17 protein-coding genes and 1 pseudogene are annotated in these 16,063 nt (G+C 73.6%); 10 read left to right on the top strand and 8 right to left on the bottom strand.

What is annotated here, in order from left to right; all coding sequences use genetic code 11:
• Window positions 1–12: 12 nt before the first annotated feature.
• From ACU436_RS31740 to ACU436_RS31730, 3 genes are all read left to right on the top strand, one after another.
• Complete coding sequence (locus tag ACU436_RS31740; RefSeq protein WP_459030703.1) at window positions 13–1,434, top strand: alpha,alpha-trehalose-phosphate synthase (UDP-forming); 1,422 nt, start codon at window positions 13–15, stop codon at window positions 1,432–1,434.
• A gap of 2 nt (window positions 1,435–1,436) precedes the next feature.
• A complete protein-coding gene (otsB, locus tag ACU436_RS31735; RefSeq protein ID WP_459030898.1) occupies window positions 1,437–2,195 on the top strand; it encodes a trehalose-phosphatase in 759 nt (252 codons plus the stop codon).
• A 196-nt stretch (window positions 2,196–2,391) separates the two neighbouring features.
• On the top strand, window positions 2,392–2,952 hold the full coding sequence (locus ACU436_RS31730) for a TetR/AcrR family transcriptional regulator (protein WP_459030702.1): 561 nt from the start codon (window positions 2,392–2,394) through the stop codon (window positions 2,950–2,952).
• 5 nt (window positions 2,953–2,957) lie between these two features.
• Here the strand turns inward: ACU436_RS31730 and ACU436_RS31725 are convergent, their stop codons facing one another.
• Window positions 2,958–4,061: a LacI family DNA-binding transcriptional regulator gene (locus tag ACU436_RS31725; RefSeq protein ID WP_459030701.1), complete on the bottom strand. Its 1,104-nt coding sequence runs from the start codon at window positions 4,059–4,061 to the stop codon at window positions 2,958–2,960.
• A gap of 134 nt (window positions 4,062–4,195) precedes the next feature.
• Here ACU436_RS31725 and ACU436_RS31720 point away from each other — a divergent pair, with 134 nt between their 5' ends.
• Genes ACU436_RS31720 through ACU436_RS31710 form a run of 3 tightly spaced genes read left to right on the top strand, consistent with a single transcriptional unit; the run spans window position 4,196 to window position 6,854 of the window.
• Window positions 4,196–5,152 carry a metal ABC transporter solute-binding protein, Zn/Mn family gene (locus ACU436_RS31720; protein WP_459030700.1) on the top strand — a complete coding sequence of 319 codons (957 nt, stop codon included), beginning with the start codon at window positions 4,196–4,198 and terminating at the stop codon, window positions 5,150–5,152.
• 2 nt (window positions 5,153–5,154) lie between these two features.
• Window positions 5,155–6,003, top strand: coding sequence for a metal ABC transporter ATP-binding protein (locus ACU436_RS31715; protein ID WP_459030699.1), 849 nt, complete (start codon window positions 5,155–5,157; stop codon window positions 6,001–6,003).
• 8 nt (window positions 6,004–6,011) lie between these two features.
• Window positions 6,012–6,854, top strand: coding sequence for a metal ABC transporter permease (locus ACU436_RS31710; protein ID WP_459030897.1), 843 nt, complete (start codon window positions 6,012–6,014; stop codon window positions 6,852–6,854).
• Between the two features lies 1 nt (window position 6,855).
• Here the strand turns inward: ACU436_RS31710 and rlmB are convergent, their stop codons facing one another.
• A complete protein-coding gene (gene rlmB, locus ACU436_RS31705; protein ID WP_459030698.1) occupies window positions 6,856–7,836 on the bottom strand; it encodes a 23S rRNA (guanosine(2251)-2'-O)-methyltransferase RlmB in 981 nt (326 codons plus the stop codon).
• Between the two features lie 3 nt (window positions 7,837–7,839).
• A complete protein-coding gene (gene cysS, locus ACU436_RS31700) occupies window positions 7,840–9,231 on the bottom strand; it encodes a cysteine--tRNA ligase (RefSeq protein ID WP_459030697.1) in 1,392 nt (463 codons plus the stop codon).
• 93 nt (window positions 9,232–9,324) lie between these two features.
• Here cysS and ACU436_RS31695 point away from each other — a divergent pair, with 93 nt between their 5' ends.
• Window positions 9,325–9,744, top strand: coding sequence for a VOC family protein (locus ACU436_RS31695; RefSeq protein ID WP_459030696.1), 420 nt, complete (start codon window positions 9,325–9,327; stop codon window positions 9,742–9,744).
• Between the two features lie 47 nt (window positions 9,745–9,791).
• Here ACU436_RS31695 and ispF read toward each other — a convergent pair whose 3' ends face one another.
• Genes ispF through ACU436_RS31680 form a run of 3 tightly spaced genes read right to left on the bottom strand, consistent with a single transcriptional unit; the run spans window position 9,792 to window position 11,472 of the window.
• Window positions 9,792–10,283 (bottom strand): 2-C-methyl-D-erythritol 2,4-cyclodiphosphate synthase, encoded by a 492-nt coding sequence (gene ispF, locus ACU436_RS31690; protein ID WP_459030695.1) that lies wholly within the window; start codon window positions 10,281–10,283, stop codon window positions 9,792–9,794.
• Entirely contained in the window at window positions 10,280–10,945 is a 666-nt protein-coding gene (locus ACU436_RS31685) for an IspD/TarI family cytidylyltransferase (RefSeq protein ID WP_459030694.1), read from the bottom strand. The genes ispF and ACU436_RS31685 overlap by 4 nt, the downstream gene beginning before the upstream one ends.
• A 35-nt stretch (window positions 10,946–10,980) precedes the next feature.
• A complete protein-coding gene (locus ACU436_RS31680) occupies window positions 10,981–11,472 on the bottom strand; it encodes a CarD family transcriptional regulator (protein WP_094921897.1) in 492 nt (163 codons plus the stop codon).
• Window positions 11,473–11,769: 297 nt separating this feature from the next.
• Here ACU436_RS31680 and ACU436_RS31675 point away from each other — a divergent pair, with 297 nt between their 5' ends.
• A complete protein-coding gene (locus ACU436_RS31675) occupies window positions 11,770–12,423 on the top strand; it encodes a copper chaperone PCu(A)C (protein WP_459030693.1) in 654 nt (217 codons plus the stop codon).
• 1 nt (window position 12,424) lies between these two features.
• Complete coding sequence (gene radA / locus ACU436_RS31670) at window positions 12,425–13,789, top strand: DNA repair protein RadA (protein WP_459030692.1); 1,365 nt, start codon at window positions 12,425–12,427, stop codon at window positions 13,787–13,789.
• A gap of 10 nt (window positions 13,790–13,799) precedes the next feature.
• On the opposite strand, the gene ACU436_RS31665 is transcribed toward radA, so the two are convergent.
• Window positions 13,800–14,618: a hypothetical protein gene (locus ACU436_RS31665; protein ID WP_459030691.1), complete on the bottom strand. Its 819-nt coding sequence runs from the start codon at window positions 14,616–14,618 to the stop codon at window positions 13,800–13,802.
• Window positions 14,619–14,769: 151 nt separating this feature from the next.
• On the opposite strand from ACU436_RS31665, the gene ACU436_RS31660 reads away from it, so the two are divergent.
• The gene (locus ACU436_RS31660; RefSeq protein WP_459030896.1) at window positions 14,770–15,630 is read left to right on the top strand and encodes an HhH-GPD family protein; all 861 of its coding nucleotides are present in this window, start codon (window positions 14,770–14,772) and stop codon (window positions 15,628–15,630) included.
• A gap of 339 nt (window positions 15,631–15,969) precedes the next feature.
• On the opposite strand, the pseudogene ACU436_RS31655 reads toward ACU436_RS31660, so the two are convergent.
• Window positions 15,970–16,063: pseudogene (locus ACU436_RS31655) on the bottom strand (IS982 family transposase); the annotation flags it as partial.

The following is a 16,063-nucleotide window of genomic DNA, read 5'->3' as shown; positions in this document are numbered from 1 at the left end:
ACGAGGAGGAACATGCCGTCCGGCACTGCGCAGTCCCCCGATTTCGTGGTCGTGGCCAACCGGCTGCCGGTCGATCTGGAGAAGCTGCCCGACGGCTCCCGGCGCTGGAAGCGCAGCCCGGGCGGCCTCGTCACGGCTCTCGAACCGATGCTGCGCAGCCGCGAAGGAGCGTGGGTCGGCTGGCCGGGGCTACCCGACGCCGACGTCGAGCCCCTGGTCGAGGACGGCCTGCAGCTGTACCCGGTGCGGCTCACGGCGGAGGACGTCGAGGAGTACTACGAGGGCTTCTCGAACGGCACCCTGTGGCCGCTCTACCACGACGTCGTGGCCCCACCCGCGTTCCACCGCCACTGGTGGCAGGCCTACGTACGGGTCAACCAGCGCTTCGCCGACGTCGTCGCGAAGGTCGCGGCAGAAGGCGCCACCGTCTGGGTGCAGGACTACCAGCTGCAACTGCTCCCGGCCGCGCTGCGCGAGCTGCGCCCCGACCTGCGGATCGGGTTCTTCCTGCACATCCCGTTCCCGCCCACCGAACTGTTCATGCAGCTGCCGTGGCGCGCGCGGATCGTCGAGGGTCTGCTCGGCGCCGACCTCGTCGGCTTCCACACCCCCGGTGGCGCGCGCAACTTCCGCTGGCTCGCCACGCACCTCGCCGGGGCGAGCCCCGGCCACGGGCGCACCGAGGTCCTGGTAGGCGACCGCGCGGTCAAGCTCGGCGCCTTCCCGATCTCGATCGACTCCGCCAACCTCGACCGGATGTCGCGCAGCCCCGAGGTGCTGGAGCGGGCGAAACAGATCCGGGCAGACCTCGGCGACCCGGAACGCATCGTGCTCGGCGTGGACCGGCTCGACTACACCAAGGGCATCGACGGCCGCCTGCGTGCCTTCGAGGAGCTGCTCGTGGAGGGCCGGATCAGCCCCGAGGACACCGTGATGATCCAGCTGGCCACACCGAGCCGCGAGCGGGTGGAGCACTACCAGCGGATGCGCAACGACATCGAGCAGGCCGTCGGCCGGATCAACGGCGAGTACGCCCGCGTCGGGCACCCGGCCGTGCACTACCTCCACCAGTCGCTGCCCCGGGACGAGCTGGTCGCCTTCTTCGTGGCGGCCGACGTCATGCTCGTCACGCCGCTGCGCGACGGGATGAACCTCGTCGCCAAGGAGTACGTGGCCTGCCGGCACGACAACGGCGGCGCGCTGGTGCTCTCGGAGTTCGCCGGTGCCGCCATCGAGCTCAAGGACGCGCTGCTGGTCAACCCGCACGACACCGACGGCGTCAAGAACGCGCTCTACGCGGCCCTCACCCTCGATCGGGACGAAGGCCGCAGGCGGATGCGGGCGCTTCGCCGGCAGGTCCTGAGCCACGACGTCGACCGCTGGGCCCGCACGTTCCTCGACGCGCTCGGGCTCCCGCCGCCCGAGAGCTCGTGACCATGACCGACCTCGGCGCGGCCGTGCGGGCGCTCGCCCGGACACCCCGGCTCCTCGTCGCCCTCGACTTCGACGGCGTCCTCGCCCCGATCGTCTCCGTGCCGTCGGACGCGCGGCCGCTCCCCGCGAGCGCCGCGGCGCTCGACGAGCTGGCGGCACTGCCCGACACCACGGTCGCGCTGCTCTCCGGGCGCGGCCGGGCCGACCTGGCGGCCGTCTCCGGCTTCGGCAGCCCGATCCGGCTGATCGGCAGCCACGGCAGCGAGTTCGACGACGACGCCTCCCTCCTCGACGACGGGCAGCGCGCACGACTGGATCAGCTGGCCACCGAGCTGGCGAAGCTCGTCGACGACGAGCCGGGCGTCACGCTGGAGCCGAAGCCGGCGGGTGTGGCCGTGCACGTCCGGAACGCGCCGGCCGACGTGGGCACCCGCGTGCTCGACGCCGTGCGCGCCGGGCCGGCCCGGCGGGACGGGATCGAGGCCACCCCCGGCAAGGCGGTGCTCGACCTGTCCGTCGCGCGGATGGACAAGGGCGCCGCGCTCGACCTGCTCCGGGAGCGGGTGGCGGCCGACGCGGTGCTGTTCGCCGGCGACGACGTCACCGACGAGACGGCGTTCGCCCGGCTGCGGCCCGGCGACGTGGGCGTGAAGGTGGGCCCCGGCGACACGGCCGCCCCGCACCGGGTGGACGCGCCACCCGACATCGCCGCGCTGTTGCAGCAGCTGGTCCGGGCCCGGAGCGACCGCGCCAAGGCGTGATCAGGCCGGATCGGGTGCGAGGAGGCGACGATCGGCCTCCTCCCAGGTCAGCGGGAGGGACGGGGCGGGCGTGGTCCAGAGGCGGACCCCGCGCACGCGGAAGTGGGAAGCCATCACGACCTCCTAAGTCTTGTCATCGCCAAGATGCATGGTCCAACTATCTTGTCAATGTCAAGACCTGAGGTAGGGTGTGGAGATGTCCTACCACCACGGCGACCTCCGCCGCGCCTTGCTCGACACCGCGCTCGAGGCCGTCGGGGAACAGGGCCCGGCCGCTCTCAGCCTGCGGGACGTCGCACGCCGCGCCGGGGTCTCGCACGCCGCGCCGACCCACCACTTCCGCGACAAGACCGCCCTGCTCACGGCGCTCGCGACCGAGGGATGGTCGCTCCTCGCGGACTCCCTGCGCGACGGCGCCACGGACGCAGGCGACTTCGCCGAGCTCGGCGTCGCGTACGTGGTGTTCGCCACGTCCCATCCGGCGCACTTCGCGGTGATGCGCGCGCCCGGGCTCGCCCGCGCCGGCGACCCCGAGCTGGAAGCGGCGATGGGCCGGGCGCGCGAGCAACTGGAGTCGGGCGTGCGGCGCTTCGAGGCCGGCAGCACGCGGGACGCGGCCACCACGGCGCTGGCCGCGTGGTCACTCGTGCACGGCCTGTCCGCCCTGCTCCTCGAGGATGCGGTGCCCCTGAAGCCGGACGCGGACGTGGCCGAGCTGGCCCGGGCGGTGACGTCCCGCCTCCGCCCCCCGACCTGATCACCTCACCAACCCGAGAAGAAGCGCTCCTCGACGCGCGGCCGGCCGCTGGTCGTGCCGACGGTCAGCTCGGTGGGCAGGGTCACCCGGCGCGGGCGGTTGCGGTCGCCGCGCTCCAGGAGCAGCTCACCCGCCACCCGCCCCTTCTCGAGCACGGGCTGGCGAATGGTCGTGAGCCCCGCGCGCTCGGCCTCGGGCACCCCGTCGAAGCCGGTGATCGTGAGCTGGTCGGGCACGCTCAGGCCGCGCTCCGCGGCGTGCCGCAGCGCGCCGAGCGCGAGGATGTCGGAGGTGCAGACCAGGGCGGTGACGTCGGGCTGGGCCGCGAGCAGCGCCGCGGCCGCGTCCTGGCCGGCGTCGACGCTGTGCTCGAAGCGCTCGTGCACGGGCACGTCCGGCCAGTCGACGCCCACCTCGGCGAGCCCGTCGCGGATGCCGGCGAGCCGGTCGCGCTGCACGGGATACGTGGCGCTCGCCTGCCGATCGGTGCTGGCCGCGCCGTCGTTGCGCCCGGCCGCGAGGCGCATGCACAGCACCCCGATGCGACGATGGCCGAGCCCGGTGAGGTGCCGCGTGAGCGCGAGCATGCCCGCGCGGTCGTCGACGCCGACCCGGTCGACGCCCTCGACGCCCATCGGCTGGTCGCACACGACGGTGGGCAGCGGGCGTTCGAGCACGGCGAGGAAGTGCGGATCGTCCTCCCGCACGGAGTAGACGACGAACCCGTCGACGCCGGCCTGGTGCACCGCCGTGACGTCGGCCTGTTCCGGGCTCACCGGAACCAGCAGCAAGCCCTGCCCCGCCTGCTCGCACGCCAGCGCGAGCCCCTCGAGGAACCCGGTGGCCGCCGGGTCGCGGAAGGCGTACGACAGCGCCTCGGTGAGCAGCAGGCCGACCGCGCCCGCCTTGCGGGTGCGCAGCGATCGCGCGACCGGGTCCGGCCCCGGGTAGCCGAGACGCCTCGCCGCCTCCAGCACCCGGGCCCGCAGGGGCGCGGAGAGCTGGTCAGGACGGTTGTAGGCGTTCGAGACCGTGGTCCGCGAGACGCCGAGCTCGGCGGCAAGTGAGGCGAGAGTCGCGGGACGGCGGACGTTGGGAGGCCCTGCCATCGTCGAACCGTAACGGTTCAGACACTCAACGGGAAAGGCGTGTGACACGGCACTCCGAACCGGCGACACCCGAACGGCTACAGTGAATCGACAACGGTTATCACTTCGACTCGAACCCCGGGAGTGCACCCGCCATGCCGTTCCGCCGTGCAGCAGTCGCCGCGCTCGCCGTGCTCACCGTCGCGGGCTGCGGCTCCGGCGCCGAAGCACCCGCCGCTCCACCCGACGGGGACTCCACGCTGCCGGTCGTCGCCTCCACGAACGTCTACGGCAGCATCGTCCAGGCCGTGGGTGGTGACCGGGTCAGCGTCGACGCGCTGATCGACGATCCCGCCGCCGACCCCCACTCGTACGAGAGCACACCCGCCGATGCAGCGGCCGTGGCGAAGGCCCGGCTCGTAGTCGTGAACGGCGGTGGCTACGACGACTTCCTCACGCAGCTCATGGAGTCCTCGGGCGGGAGCGCGACCGTGGTCGACGTGGCCGCCGTGTCCGGGCTGGCGCCCGCGGAGGACGAGCACGCCGAAGGGGAGGAACACGAGCACGGCGAGTTCAACGAGCACTTCTGGTACAGCCTGCCCACCGTGCAGAAGGTCGCGACGCAGATCGCCACCGACCTCGGTGCCGCCGACCCGGCCGACGCGGCCGAGTTCACGGCGAACGCCGACGCCTTCAACACCCGCGTGGCCGACCTCATCACCCGCGCCGAGGCGATCGGCAAGGCGCAGCCGGGCGTCCGCGTCGCCGTCACCGAGCCGGTGCCGGGCTACCTCGTGCAGACCGCCGGGCTCACCGACGCCACGCCGCCGGAGTTCACCGAGGCGATCGAGGAGGACACCGACCCGCCCGTCGCCGTGCTGCAGGAGACGCTCGCCCTGTTCTCCGGCGACCCGGTGCGCGCGCTCATCCTCAACGCGCAGACCGAGACCCCCAGCACCGACCAGGTCCGGGACGCGGCGCAAACTGCAGGGGTGCCCGTCGTCGAGATGACCGAGACCCTTCCCGAGGGCGCGACCGGCTACGTCGACTGGATGGGCGGCCAGATCGACGCCCTCGCCGGCGCACTGGGCGCCAACCCGGCCGGGAGCTGATCGTGGCCGCGCCCCCCACCACCGCCCCGCCGGACGTCCCGACGCTGCCCGTCACCACGCCCGCGGTGTCGTTGCGCGGGGCGCGCGTGAGCTTCGGCGACCGGACCCTGTGGGAGGGGCTCGACCTCGACGTCGCACCCGGCGAGTTCGTGACGGTGCTCGGCCCCAACGGCTCCGGCAAGACCACGCTCGTGCGCGTGCTGCTCGGGCTGCTCCCGCTCACGGCCGGTGAGGTGCGGATCGCGGGTCGGCCGCCGCGGCGCGGGAGCCCGAGCATCGGGTACGTCCCGCAGCAGAAGGCACTCGACCCCGATCTACCCCTGCGCGGGCGCGACCTCGTCGGGCTCGGCCTCGACGGCCACCGCTTCGGCATCGGGTTCCGGGGCCGCCGGGAGCGCCGGGAGCGGGTGGACGCAGCACTCGCCGCCGTCAGTGGCACCGCGTACGGGGACGCGCCCGTCGGGCGGCTCTCCGGTGGCGAGCAGCAACGGCTGCGGGTGGCGCAGGCCCTGGTCGGCGGCCCGGACGTGCTGCTGTGCGACGAGCCGCTGCTCTCGCTCGACCTCTCCCACCAGCGCACCGTCACCCGGCTCATCGACGAGCGGCGCCGCGCTGCCCGCACCGCCGTCCTGTTCGTCACGCACGAGATCAACCCCGTGCTCCCGTTGGTCGACCGCGTGCTCTACCTCGTGAACGGCCGGTTCCGGATCGGCCCGCCGGAGGAGGTCATGACGTCCGAGGTGCTGTCCGAGCTCTACCGCACCCAGGTGGACGTGCTGCGGGTGCGCGGGCGGCTGGTCGTCGTCGGGGCCGACGACCACGGCGAGCACTGCCACGAGGAGTCGGCGTGACCGAGCTGTTGGGCAGGCTGTTCTCGTTCGAGGGCATCGGGGAGCTGCTCGAGGTGCCCTTCGTGCAGTCCGCGCTGATCGCGTGCGCCGTACTCGGCCTGGTAGCAGGCGTGCTGGCTCCGCTCATCGTCTCCCGCGGCATGTCCTTCGCGGTGCACGGCACGGCGGAGCTCTCCTTCACCGGGGGAGCCGCCGCGCTCCTCACGGGCGTCGCCGTGCAGTACGGCGCGGTGGTGGGGGCGGTCATCGCGGCGGTCGTCTTCGGTGTGCTCGGGCTCCGCCAGCGCGAGCGCGACGCGGTGATCGGCGTGGTGCTCGCGTTCGGGCTCGGGCTCGGTGTGCTCATGCTCTCGCTCTACGAAGGACGTGCTTCGAACAAGTTCGGGCTGCTCACCGGGTCCGTCGTGGCCGTCGACACGGCCAACATCGCCGTGCTGAGCGTCGTCGCGGTGCTGGTGGTCGGCGCACTCGCCGTGCTGTACCGGCCACTCCTGTTCGCCAGCACCGATCCGGACGTCGCCATCGCCCGCGGGGTGCCGGTGCGGATGCTGTCGCTCGTGTTCGCCGTGCTGATCGGGCTGACCACCGCGCTCGTGGTGCCCATCGTCGGGGCGATCCTCGTCCTCACCGTGATGATCACACCGGGCGCCTCGGCCGCTCGCGTCACCGCCAACCCGGTGGTGGCGACGGTTCTGGCGGTGCTCTTCGCCGAGACCGCCCTGCTCGGCGGGATCCTGCTCTCCCTCGCCCCGGGCCTGCCGATCTCCGGCTACGTGGCGGCGATCGCGTTCCTCATCTATGTGGTGTGCAGGCTGGTGGGCCGCCGGAGTCGAGCCGTCGCCGCAGCCTGAATCAGGCGAGGCGGATGCGCCGCTGGCGCGCCACCTCGGCCAGGACGACGCCGGCGGCCACGGAGGCGTTCAGCGACTCGACCTGCCCGGCGAGCGGGATCGACACCGTGACGTCACAGGTCTGCTTGACCAGGCGGGACAGGCCCTTGCCCTCCGAGCCGACCACCAGCACGAGCGGGTCGGCCGCCAGCTCGAAGTCGTCGAGCGAGACCGCGCCCTCCGCGTCGAGGCCGGCGATCATGAAGCCGGCGGTGGCGTACTCGCGGAGCGTGCGGGTGAGGTTGGTGGCTCGAGCCACCGGGACCCGGGCGGCCGTGCCCGCCGAGGTGCGCCACGCGACGGCCGTCATGCCGGCGGCCCGCCGCTGCGGCACGACCACCCCGTGGCCGCCGAACGCCCCGACCGAGCGCACCACGGCTCCGAGGTTGCGCGGGTCGGTGACCCCGTCGAGCGCCACGATCAGGCCCGGCGCCGCCGATTCGCTGGCGGCCTCCAGCAGCTCGTCGGGGTGTGCGTAGGCGTACGGCGGCACCTGCAGGGCGACGCCCTGGTGCAGCGCCCCGCCGGTGATCCGGTCCAGGTCGTTCCGCGGCACCTCGAGGATCGAGATGCCCCGGTCGGCGGCGAGCTGGACGGCCTCGGTGATCCGGTCGTCGGCGTGCGCCCCCAACGCAACGTGCAGCGCGGTGGCCGGCACGCCTGCGCGCAGGCACTCCACCACGGGGTTGCGGCCGAGCACGGTCTCCGGGGTCTCACCGTCGCCGGGCCGGCGCCGGTCCGCCCCGCGACCGCCCTGCTTGGCCTTGCCCGCGGCGGCGCGGGAAGCACGCCGGGCGGCCGGGTGGCCGGGACGCATCTCGGCAGGCGGCGTGGGCCCCTTGCCCTGCAGACCACGGCGGCGCTGGCCGCCGGAGCCGACGACCATCCCCTTCTTGGTGCCGTCCTTGCGCATTGCTCCGCGGCGTTTGGAATTGCCGGCCATGCTCTAACCGTCCTTCAGGGACCAGGTGGGGCCGTCGGGGGAGTCCTCGACGGCGATCCCAGCGGCGGTGAGGCGGTTGCGCACCTCGTCGGCTGCGGCGAAGTCGCGGTGTGCGCGGGCCTCCTGGCGCTGGACGAGGAGGTCGTCGACGAGCGTCGCCAGCGCGCCGGTGGCGCCGGCGGACGAGCCGTCGCCCTCTGCCCACTGCGGGTCGAGCGGGTCGAGCCCGAGCAGCCCGGTCATCGCCCGCACGGAGCCGGCCGCGGCCAGCGCCGAAGGCCGGTCACCATCGTCGAGCGCGGCGTTGCCGACGCGTACGGCGCCGTGGATGGCGGCGAGCGCAGCCGGGGTGCCCAGGTCGTCGTCCATCGCCGCGGTGAACTCCCGCAGCACGGCACCCGGCCCCGGCATGCCCACCCGCTCCCGCACCCGGTGCACGAACGACTCGATCCGCCGGTACGCGGCAACCGCCTCCTGCAACGCCGCGTCGGAGTACTCGATGGACGAGCGGTAGTGCGGCCCGACCAGGTAGTAGCGCAGCTCCACCGGCCGGACGCGCTGCAGCAGGGCCTCGATCGACAGCGTGTTGCCCAGCGACTTGGACATCTTCTCGCCGCCCATGGTGACCCAGGCGTTGTGCATCCAGTACCGGGCGAACGGGTCGCCCGCCGCGTTGGACTGCGCGCGCTCGTTCTCGTGGTGCGGGAACACCAGGTCCAGCCCGCCGCCGTGGATGTCGAACTCGGGGCCGAGGTAGTACGTGGCCATCGCCGAGCACTCGAGGTGCCAACCGGGCCGGCCACGGCCCCACGGGGTAGGCCAGGACGGCTCGCCCGGCTTGGCCGCCTTCCACATCGTGAAATCCTGCGGGTCGCGCTTCGCGCCTGCCGCGCCCTCGCCCTGGGCGACGTCGTCCACCCGCTGGTGCGACAGCTCGCCGTACGAGGGGAACGAGCGCACCGCGAAGTAGACGTCCCCACCGGCCGCGTAGGCGTTACCCCGCTCGACCAGCCGGTCGATCAGCTCGACCATCTGCGTGACGTGCCCGGTGGCGCGCGGCTCCGCGGACGACGGAAGGCAGCCCAGGGCGTCGTAGGCGGCCGAGAACGCCCGCTCGTGGGTGGCGGCCCACTCCCACCACGGGCGGCCGGCCTCCGCCGACTTGCGGAGGATCTTGTCGTCGATGTCGGTGACGTTGCGGACCAGCCTGACGTCCAGCCCGCTGTGGGTGAGCCAGCGGCGCAGCACGTCGTAGTTCAGGCCGGAACGCACGTGCCCGATGTGCGGCAGACCCTGCACGGTGGCCCCACACACGTACATCGACGCAGCCCCGGCCCGCAGCGGGACGAAATCCCGCTGCATCCTCGTGGCGGTGTCGTGCAGGCGAAGGCTCACGACACCAGGGTACGGAGCCGGTGTGGTGTGCATCGCGCGCGGTGTTCCGTTTCGTCCACGACGCACGGCTCCCGGCCCGCCACGATGGTCGGCATGAGTCAGATCACGGCCCTCCACCCGCGGCTCGTCGTCGACGGCGCCGACGCCGCGCTCGACTTCTACACCCGCGCGCTCGGCGCCACCGTCACCGAGCGGTACACCGGCCCGGACGGCCGCGTGGTGCACGCGGTGGTCGAGGCGGGCCCGGCCCGCTTCGCCGTCAAGGACGCGGGCGACGGTGACCCGGCGCCCTCCGGTGCCGGCATCCCGGTGATCATGTCGCTCGACGTTTCCGACGCGGACGCCGTGGCCGAGCGCACGCTCGCCGCCGGCGCGACGGTGATCTTCCCGATCGCCGACCACGGCTACGGCGACTACGGCGGCCGCCTGCGCGACCCGTTCGGCCACCAGTGGCTGATCGCCCAGCGGATCGAGAACCTCACGCCGGAACAGGTCCAGGACCGCGTCGGCTGACGCGCGGTTGCCCAGGTTCAGGAAAGCCACATTCCTGTCCTGCAGGTTCAGGAATGTGGCTTTCCTGAACTTCCAGGGCTGGGCAGGAGCAGAGCCGTCGCGATCGCGGCTATGCCCTCGCCGCGGCCGGTGAGGCCCAGGCCGTCCGTCGTCGTGCCGGAGACCGACACCGGGCCGCCCACCGCCTCCGACAGGACGCGCTGGGCCTCCGCGCGCCGAGTGCCGATCTTCGGTCGGTTGCCGACGACCTGCACCGCTGCGTTGCCGACCCGCCAGCCCTCCACGGCGACGATGCGGCGAACCTCGGCGAGCAGGGACCGCCCGCTCGCGCCCGCCCATTCCGGCCGTCCGGTGCCGAACACCTCCCCGACGTCGCCGAGGCCGGCGGCCGAGAGCAGTGCGTCGCACAGCGCGTGCGCGGCGACGTCGCCGTCGGAGTGACCCGCGCAGCCGTCCACGCCTTCCCAGAGCAGTCCGGCGATCCAGCACTCCCGGCCCGGTGCCACGGGGTGCACGTCCGTGCCGATGCCGACCCTCACAGGCGGATCCTCCCGTCCGCGATCAGCTCGGCGAGCTCCAGGTCCCACGCGCTGCGCACGGCGAACGCCGCGGGATGCCCGGCGACCGTCCGCACGTCACCGCCGGCCGCGTTGAACCGGCGGATCGCGGCCAGCGGGTTCTCGCAGGCATCAACAGGCAGCGTCCCGGCTCGCAGCGCGACCGGGGTCTGCAGGACGCGCAGGGTCGCACGGTCAGGGGTGCCGGTGACGGCGCCACGGTCGTCGACCGACTTGACCGTGTCGGTGAGGGGCAGGATGGGTACCGCCACACGGTGTCCGTCGCGGAGGGCATCGACGACGGCCGTGGCGAGCTCACCCGGGGCCAGCGGCCGGCAGGCGTCGTGCACCAGCAGGATGTCCTCGCCACTTGACGTGACGAGGTCGTCACTCCCCGTGCCATGCCGTCGTTGCACCGTGTGTGCCCAGATCTCGTGCGACGCCCCAGGCGACCGCACGTCGACGGGCGCGCCCGCACAAACACGATCGATCTCGGGACGCAGCACGTCGGCGGCAACGACCGTGACGCGCTCGACGAGCGCGCTCGTCAGCAGGGTGCGCACCGCGCGCACGACCATCGGGACGTCCCCGACGGGCGTGAGCGCGTGCACGGACCCGGCCACGACCACCGCAACCACGTGCACCGGGCGACCGTCGGGGAGAGGCAGAGCTACCGCGCTCAGGCGTTGGCGGTGGCCAGCACCTCATCGAGCAGGACCTCGGCCCGCTCCTCGTCGGTGCCCTCGGCGAGCGCCAGCTCGCTCACGAGGATCTGCCGGGCCTTCGCCAGCATGCGCTTCTCACCCGCGGACAGCCCGCGGTCCTTCTCGCGACGCCATAGGTCACGGACGACCTCGGCGACCTTGTTCACATCACCCGACGCCAGCTTCTCGAGGTTGGCCTTGTACCGGCGCGACCAGTTGGTGGGCTCCTCGGTGTGCGGGGCGCGGAGCACCTCGAACACCCGATCCAGACCTTCTTGCCCCACCACATCGCGGACGCCGACAACCTCGGCGTTCTCCGCGGGAACACGCACCGTGAGATCACCCTGCGCGACCTTCAGGACGAGATACTTGCGCTCCTCGCCCTTGATCGTCCGAGTCTCGATGGCCTCGATGAGAGCGGCACCGTGGTGCGGGTAGACGACGGTCTCTCCGACCTTGAAAACCATGTGTCCTCTGCCCCTTTCGCTGCCTCCAGGTTAACACGCCCGAACCCGGCTTCGCTCCCCGGTGTGCACTGTCGTCGCAGGTCAGGGGATTGACAACGGCGACGAAACGTGCAGGTGCGCGTGCAGCGGACCGAGCGAGGGGACCGCGACCAGCGGTGCTACCGGTGGCGTTAGGCTTCCACCGGTCGCACCCGCGACCACCCGAGCGATCACCGCGGGCACACCACGCCCGCACCGGTCGCGGCACCGGCCCCCCGCTCGGCGCGGTGCCCGGCTTTGAGGAAGGACGTCACACTGGTGAGCGACCCCCGCCGGAACCGAGCACAACTCGTCGTCGGCGCCCTGATCGCGGCCGTCGCGGTCGCGGGCTGCGGCGCCGGACAGATCACGCAGACGAGCCGCCAGGTCTCCGCCGTGGAGGGCGCGAGCGCCACCGCGGGCCAGATCTCCGTCCGGAACGCGACCGTCGAGTTCGACGGGCCCGCCGAGGGCGCGGCGGTCTACCCCGCCGGCGGCAACGCACCGCTGCAGATGTCCATCGTCAACACCGGCGCCGAGGTGGACCGCCTGGTGGCCGCCAGCAGCCCGGCCGCCGCGTCGGTCGAGATCAGCGGCGTCCTGCGGATCCCGGGTGGGCAGGAGCTCAGCATCGAGGGCGCCCCGGCGGCGCCCGTGGTGGCGCCGGTGCCCGCGGAGGCGCCCGGCGCGGCCCCCACCGCCGAAGCACCGGCCGCCGAAGCACCGGCCGCCGCTCCGGAGGCCTCCCCCGCCGTCGCCGCGCAGCCCGCGGCGGAGGGCGACGTGGGCAACATCGTGCTCACCGGGCTCCGCGAGGACGTCCAGGCCGGCCTCACCTACCCGCTCATCCTCACCTTCGAGCGCGCCGGCGAAGTGCGCTTCGACGTGCCGGTCGCCAACCCGGACACGCTGCGTCAGGAGACGGGACACTAGCTTGGCCGCCCGAGCGGCCCGCAGCGGTTACCGCTGCGCGGAGTGCGGGCACCAGGCCGCCCAGTGGATCGGGCGCTGCCCCACCTGCCAGGCGTGGGGCACGCTCGAGGAGACCGCTCCGGCCGCCGCGGCTCCCCGCTCACGGCAGCGCGTCGCCGCGGGGGCGCCGAGCGCACCCGCCCGCCCGATCGCCGACGTCGCGCTCGACTCCGCGCGCGCCCGGGCCACGGGTGTCCCCGAGCTGGACCGGGTGCTGGGTGGCGGCCTCGTGCCCGGCGCCGTCGTCCTGCTGGCGGGCGAGCCGGGCGTCGGCAAGTCGACGCTGTTGCTCGAGGTCGCGGCGCAGGCCGCACGGAGCGGGCGCGTGCTGTACGTCACCGGCGAGGAGTCGGCGGGCCAGGTGCGCCTGCGAGCCGAACGCACCGGCGGTGTGCACGACGAGCTGTACCTCGCCGCCGAGTCCGATCTCGGCGCGATCGTCGCCCACATCGACGAGCTGCGCCCCGACCTGCTGATCGTCGACTCCGTCCAGACGATGTCGACCGGCGAGGTGGACGGCACCCCGGGCGGGGTCACCCAGACCCGCGCGGTCACGGTGGCCCTCACCGCGCTGGCCAAGGAGCGCGGGCTGCCCGTGCTGCTCGTGGGGCACGTCACGAAGGACGGCGGCATCGCGGGCCCGCGCGTGCTGGAGCACGTCGTCGACGTCGTGCTCTCGTTCGAGGGCGACAAGCACTCCACCCTGCGCATGGTGCGCGGCGTCAAGAACCGGTTCGGTCCCGCCGACGAGGTGGGCTGCTTCGAGATGCGCGACGCCGGCATCGTCGGGATGCCCGACCCGTCGGGGCTCTTCCTGGCCCGGTTCGGTGGCCCCCCGGTACCGGGCACCGCCGTGACGGTGGTCATGGACGGCCGCCGGCCGCTGCCCGCCGAGCTCCAGGCCCTCGTGACGGGCAAGGACATCCCCAGCCCGCGCCGCGCCGTCAGCGGCCTCGACAACGCCCGCGTCGCGATGCTGCTCGCCGTGCTCGAGAAGCGGGCGGGCGTGCGGCTGCACGACGCCGAGGTCTACGCGGCGACGGTCGGCGGCATGCGCGTGGTCGAGCCGGCCGCCGACCTCGCGCTCGCGCTGGCCATCACCTCGGCCCGCCGTGACGTGGCGCTCCCGACGGACGTCGTGGTGCTCGGCGAGCTCGGCCTCGCCGGCGAGGTGCGCCGCGTGACCGGCGTCGAGCGCAGGCTCGCCGAGGCCGCCCGGTTGGGCTTCACCCACGCACTGGTACCGCCCGACAGCGGCAGCGCCCCCGCGGGCATGCGCCTGACGGAGGTCCGCGACGTGGGCGTGGTGCTGGACGCGATCCGCTGAGGACCCCGGGTCAGGGGACCCGCACGAACTGCGTCGGGGGGCTGATCACGTCGTCCACCCGCGTCAGCAGGCGGTACTCGCCCGCCGGCACGGTCTCGCGCTTCGCCGGGCACCCCGGCTCCGACGTCCGTCCGGCCCAGCGGACGGCGGACGCCACGGGCTCGCCCGGCGTGAGCGTGCGCGGGTCCGCTCCCTTCGCCGAGGAGCAGTCGTTGCTCGACCACAGCCGCGTGCTGCCGTCGCCGCTCCAGACGACGATCTCCTGGCGGACCGGGTCGAGGTCGCGCACGCACGGCTGTTCCGAGTTGTTGGTGACCACGAGCCGGAGCACCGTGCGCTCGCCGACCCGGTGCTCGGTGCCGTCCACCTCCGCCTTGACGTCGAGCATCTCGTTCGTGCACTGCGCCGGCTCTGCCGGTGGGGCCGACGTCGGCGCCGTCGTCGGCGCCGGTGTCCGTGCCTGTTCGGACGTGAGCGCCTCGCTGGCGGCCGTGGCCGGCGCGGCCTCGGTCGTGGAGGGCGTGGGAGGTGCCGGAGGCGTGGACCCCGCCGCCCCCGGCCGCGGCCCGGTGGAGGGGGGCTGCGCTGCGGCGGGTGGAGTTGCGAGAGGCAGCGCAGCGAAGGGCGGCGCGGCCGGGGGCGGGGAGGCCTCCTGGGGAGCGGACACGGCGGCACGACTGGCGGGGCGGGCGGTCTCGGGCTCGTCGGGTGCGGCGATGGCGGCGACCCCCCAGGCGATCAGCACGATCACCGCGGTTGCGGAGGCGATGGCGACCCAACGCCGTCTCCAGTAGACGGTCGCGGGCAGCGGACCCATCGGCTCCCACACATCACGCAGGGTATAGCGCCAACTACCACGAGTCGCGAACCTGGGGGTGTCACGGCGCGTCGCGACGCGCCGGAAGCACCCGAGCGGCGGTCGATCATTCGGGCTGATGCAGCCGGTTCGCGGGGCGGTGGCACCATCGTCAGCCGTGTCGATGGCCGCGCTCGTGCTCGATTGGTACCCCGCCGCTGCACGCGACCTGCCGTGGCGCCGCCCGGACACCACCCCGTGGGGGGTGCTCGTGAGCGAGTTCATGCTGCAGCAGACGCCGGTCGCGCGGGTCGAGCCGATCTGGGCGGAATGGATGGCGCGCTGGCCGGCCCCGTCGGCGATGGCCGTGGCGTCGCGCGCCGACGTGCTGCGGGCTTGGGGCAAGCTCGGCTATCCCCGCCGCGCGCTGCGGCTGCACGAGGCCGCCGGCGTCATCGCGAACCAGCACGGCGACACCGTCCCGTCCGACGTCGAGGCCCTCGAAGCGCTGCCGGGGGTCGGCTCGTACACGGCGCGGGCGGTAGCGGCGTTCGGCTACGGCCGGCGCTGCCCGGTGGTCGACACCAACGTCCGCCGGGTCGTCGCCCGGGCGGTGCACGGTCGCGGCGACGCCGGCCCGGCCCGCACCACGGCCGATCTGGCCGACGTCGACGCGCTGCTGCCGCCCGACGACCGCTCCGCGGCGGTGATCTCGGCCGGCCTGATGGAGCTGGGTGCCGTGGTGTGCACGGCACGCGCACCGCGCTGCGGCATCTGCCCGGTTCGGGACGAGTGCGCATGGCGGGCGGCGGGCCGTCCGGAGTACACCGGGCCGCGCCGGCCGGTGCAGGGCTTCGCCGGAACCGACCGCCAGGTCCGCGGCCGACTCCTCGACGTACTGCGCGGCGCGGACGGACCCGTGGAACGGGCCGCGCTCGACGCGGCCTGGGGCGATGCGGCCCAACGCGACCGCTGCCTCGACTCGCTGCTCGTCGACGGGCTCGCCGAACAGCACGACGACGGCCGCTTCGCCTTGCCGGTCTAGTGCCCCCCACCGGAGGTCCAGTGCGTATATCGACGGATCCAGCTTTCCGCTGGGTGTACCGGCGGGCCGGCCTCGTACTGGACATACTCGGCCGGTTCGCCGGTGCGGCCAGCGGGAAGCTGGGCCGTCGAGATGTGTGCGGGACCTCCGGCGGGGGGCGCTGGGCCGTGTCCAGTGGATCTTGGGCGATGGGATTCGCGCCCAGATCGTTCCTGGCAAGGCGGAGGCCCGAGCCGTTGCATGGGCGTCGACAACGCAGCCAGGGACGATCTGGGCGTGAATACCGCGGTCAAGATTCGCGGGACACGGCCTAGATGATCGATTCCGTGAAGTTGGTGTTCAGTGGTCGTAGGCGATGAGGCTGCGCTTGCTGGGCGCGTGGGTGTTCCAGTTGTGCCAGACCGCTGCGGCCAGGGCGAGCAGCCGTTGAGCG

It is taken from the genome of Pseudonocardia wallangbongensis, from assembly GCF_054486945.1.
Note: the sequence above shows the minus strand (reverse complement) of the source record. Positions and strands in the feature narration are given on the sequence as shown.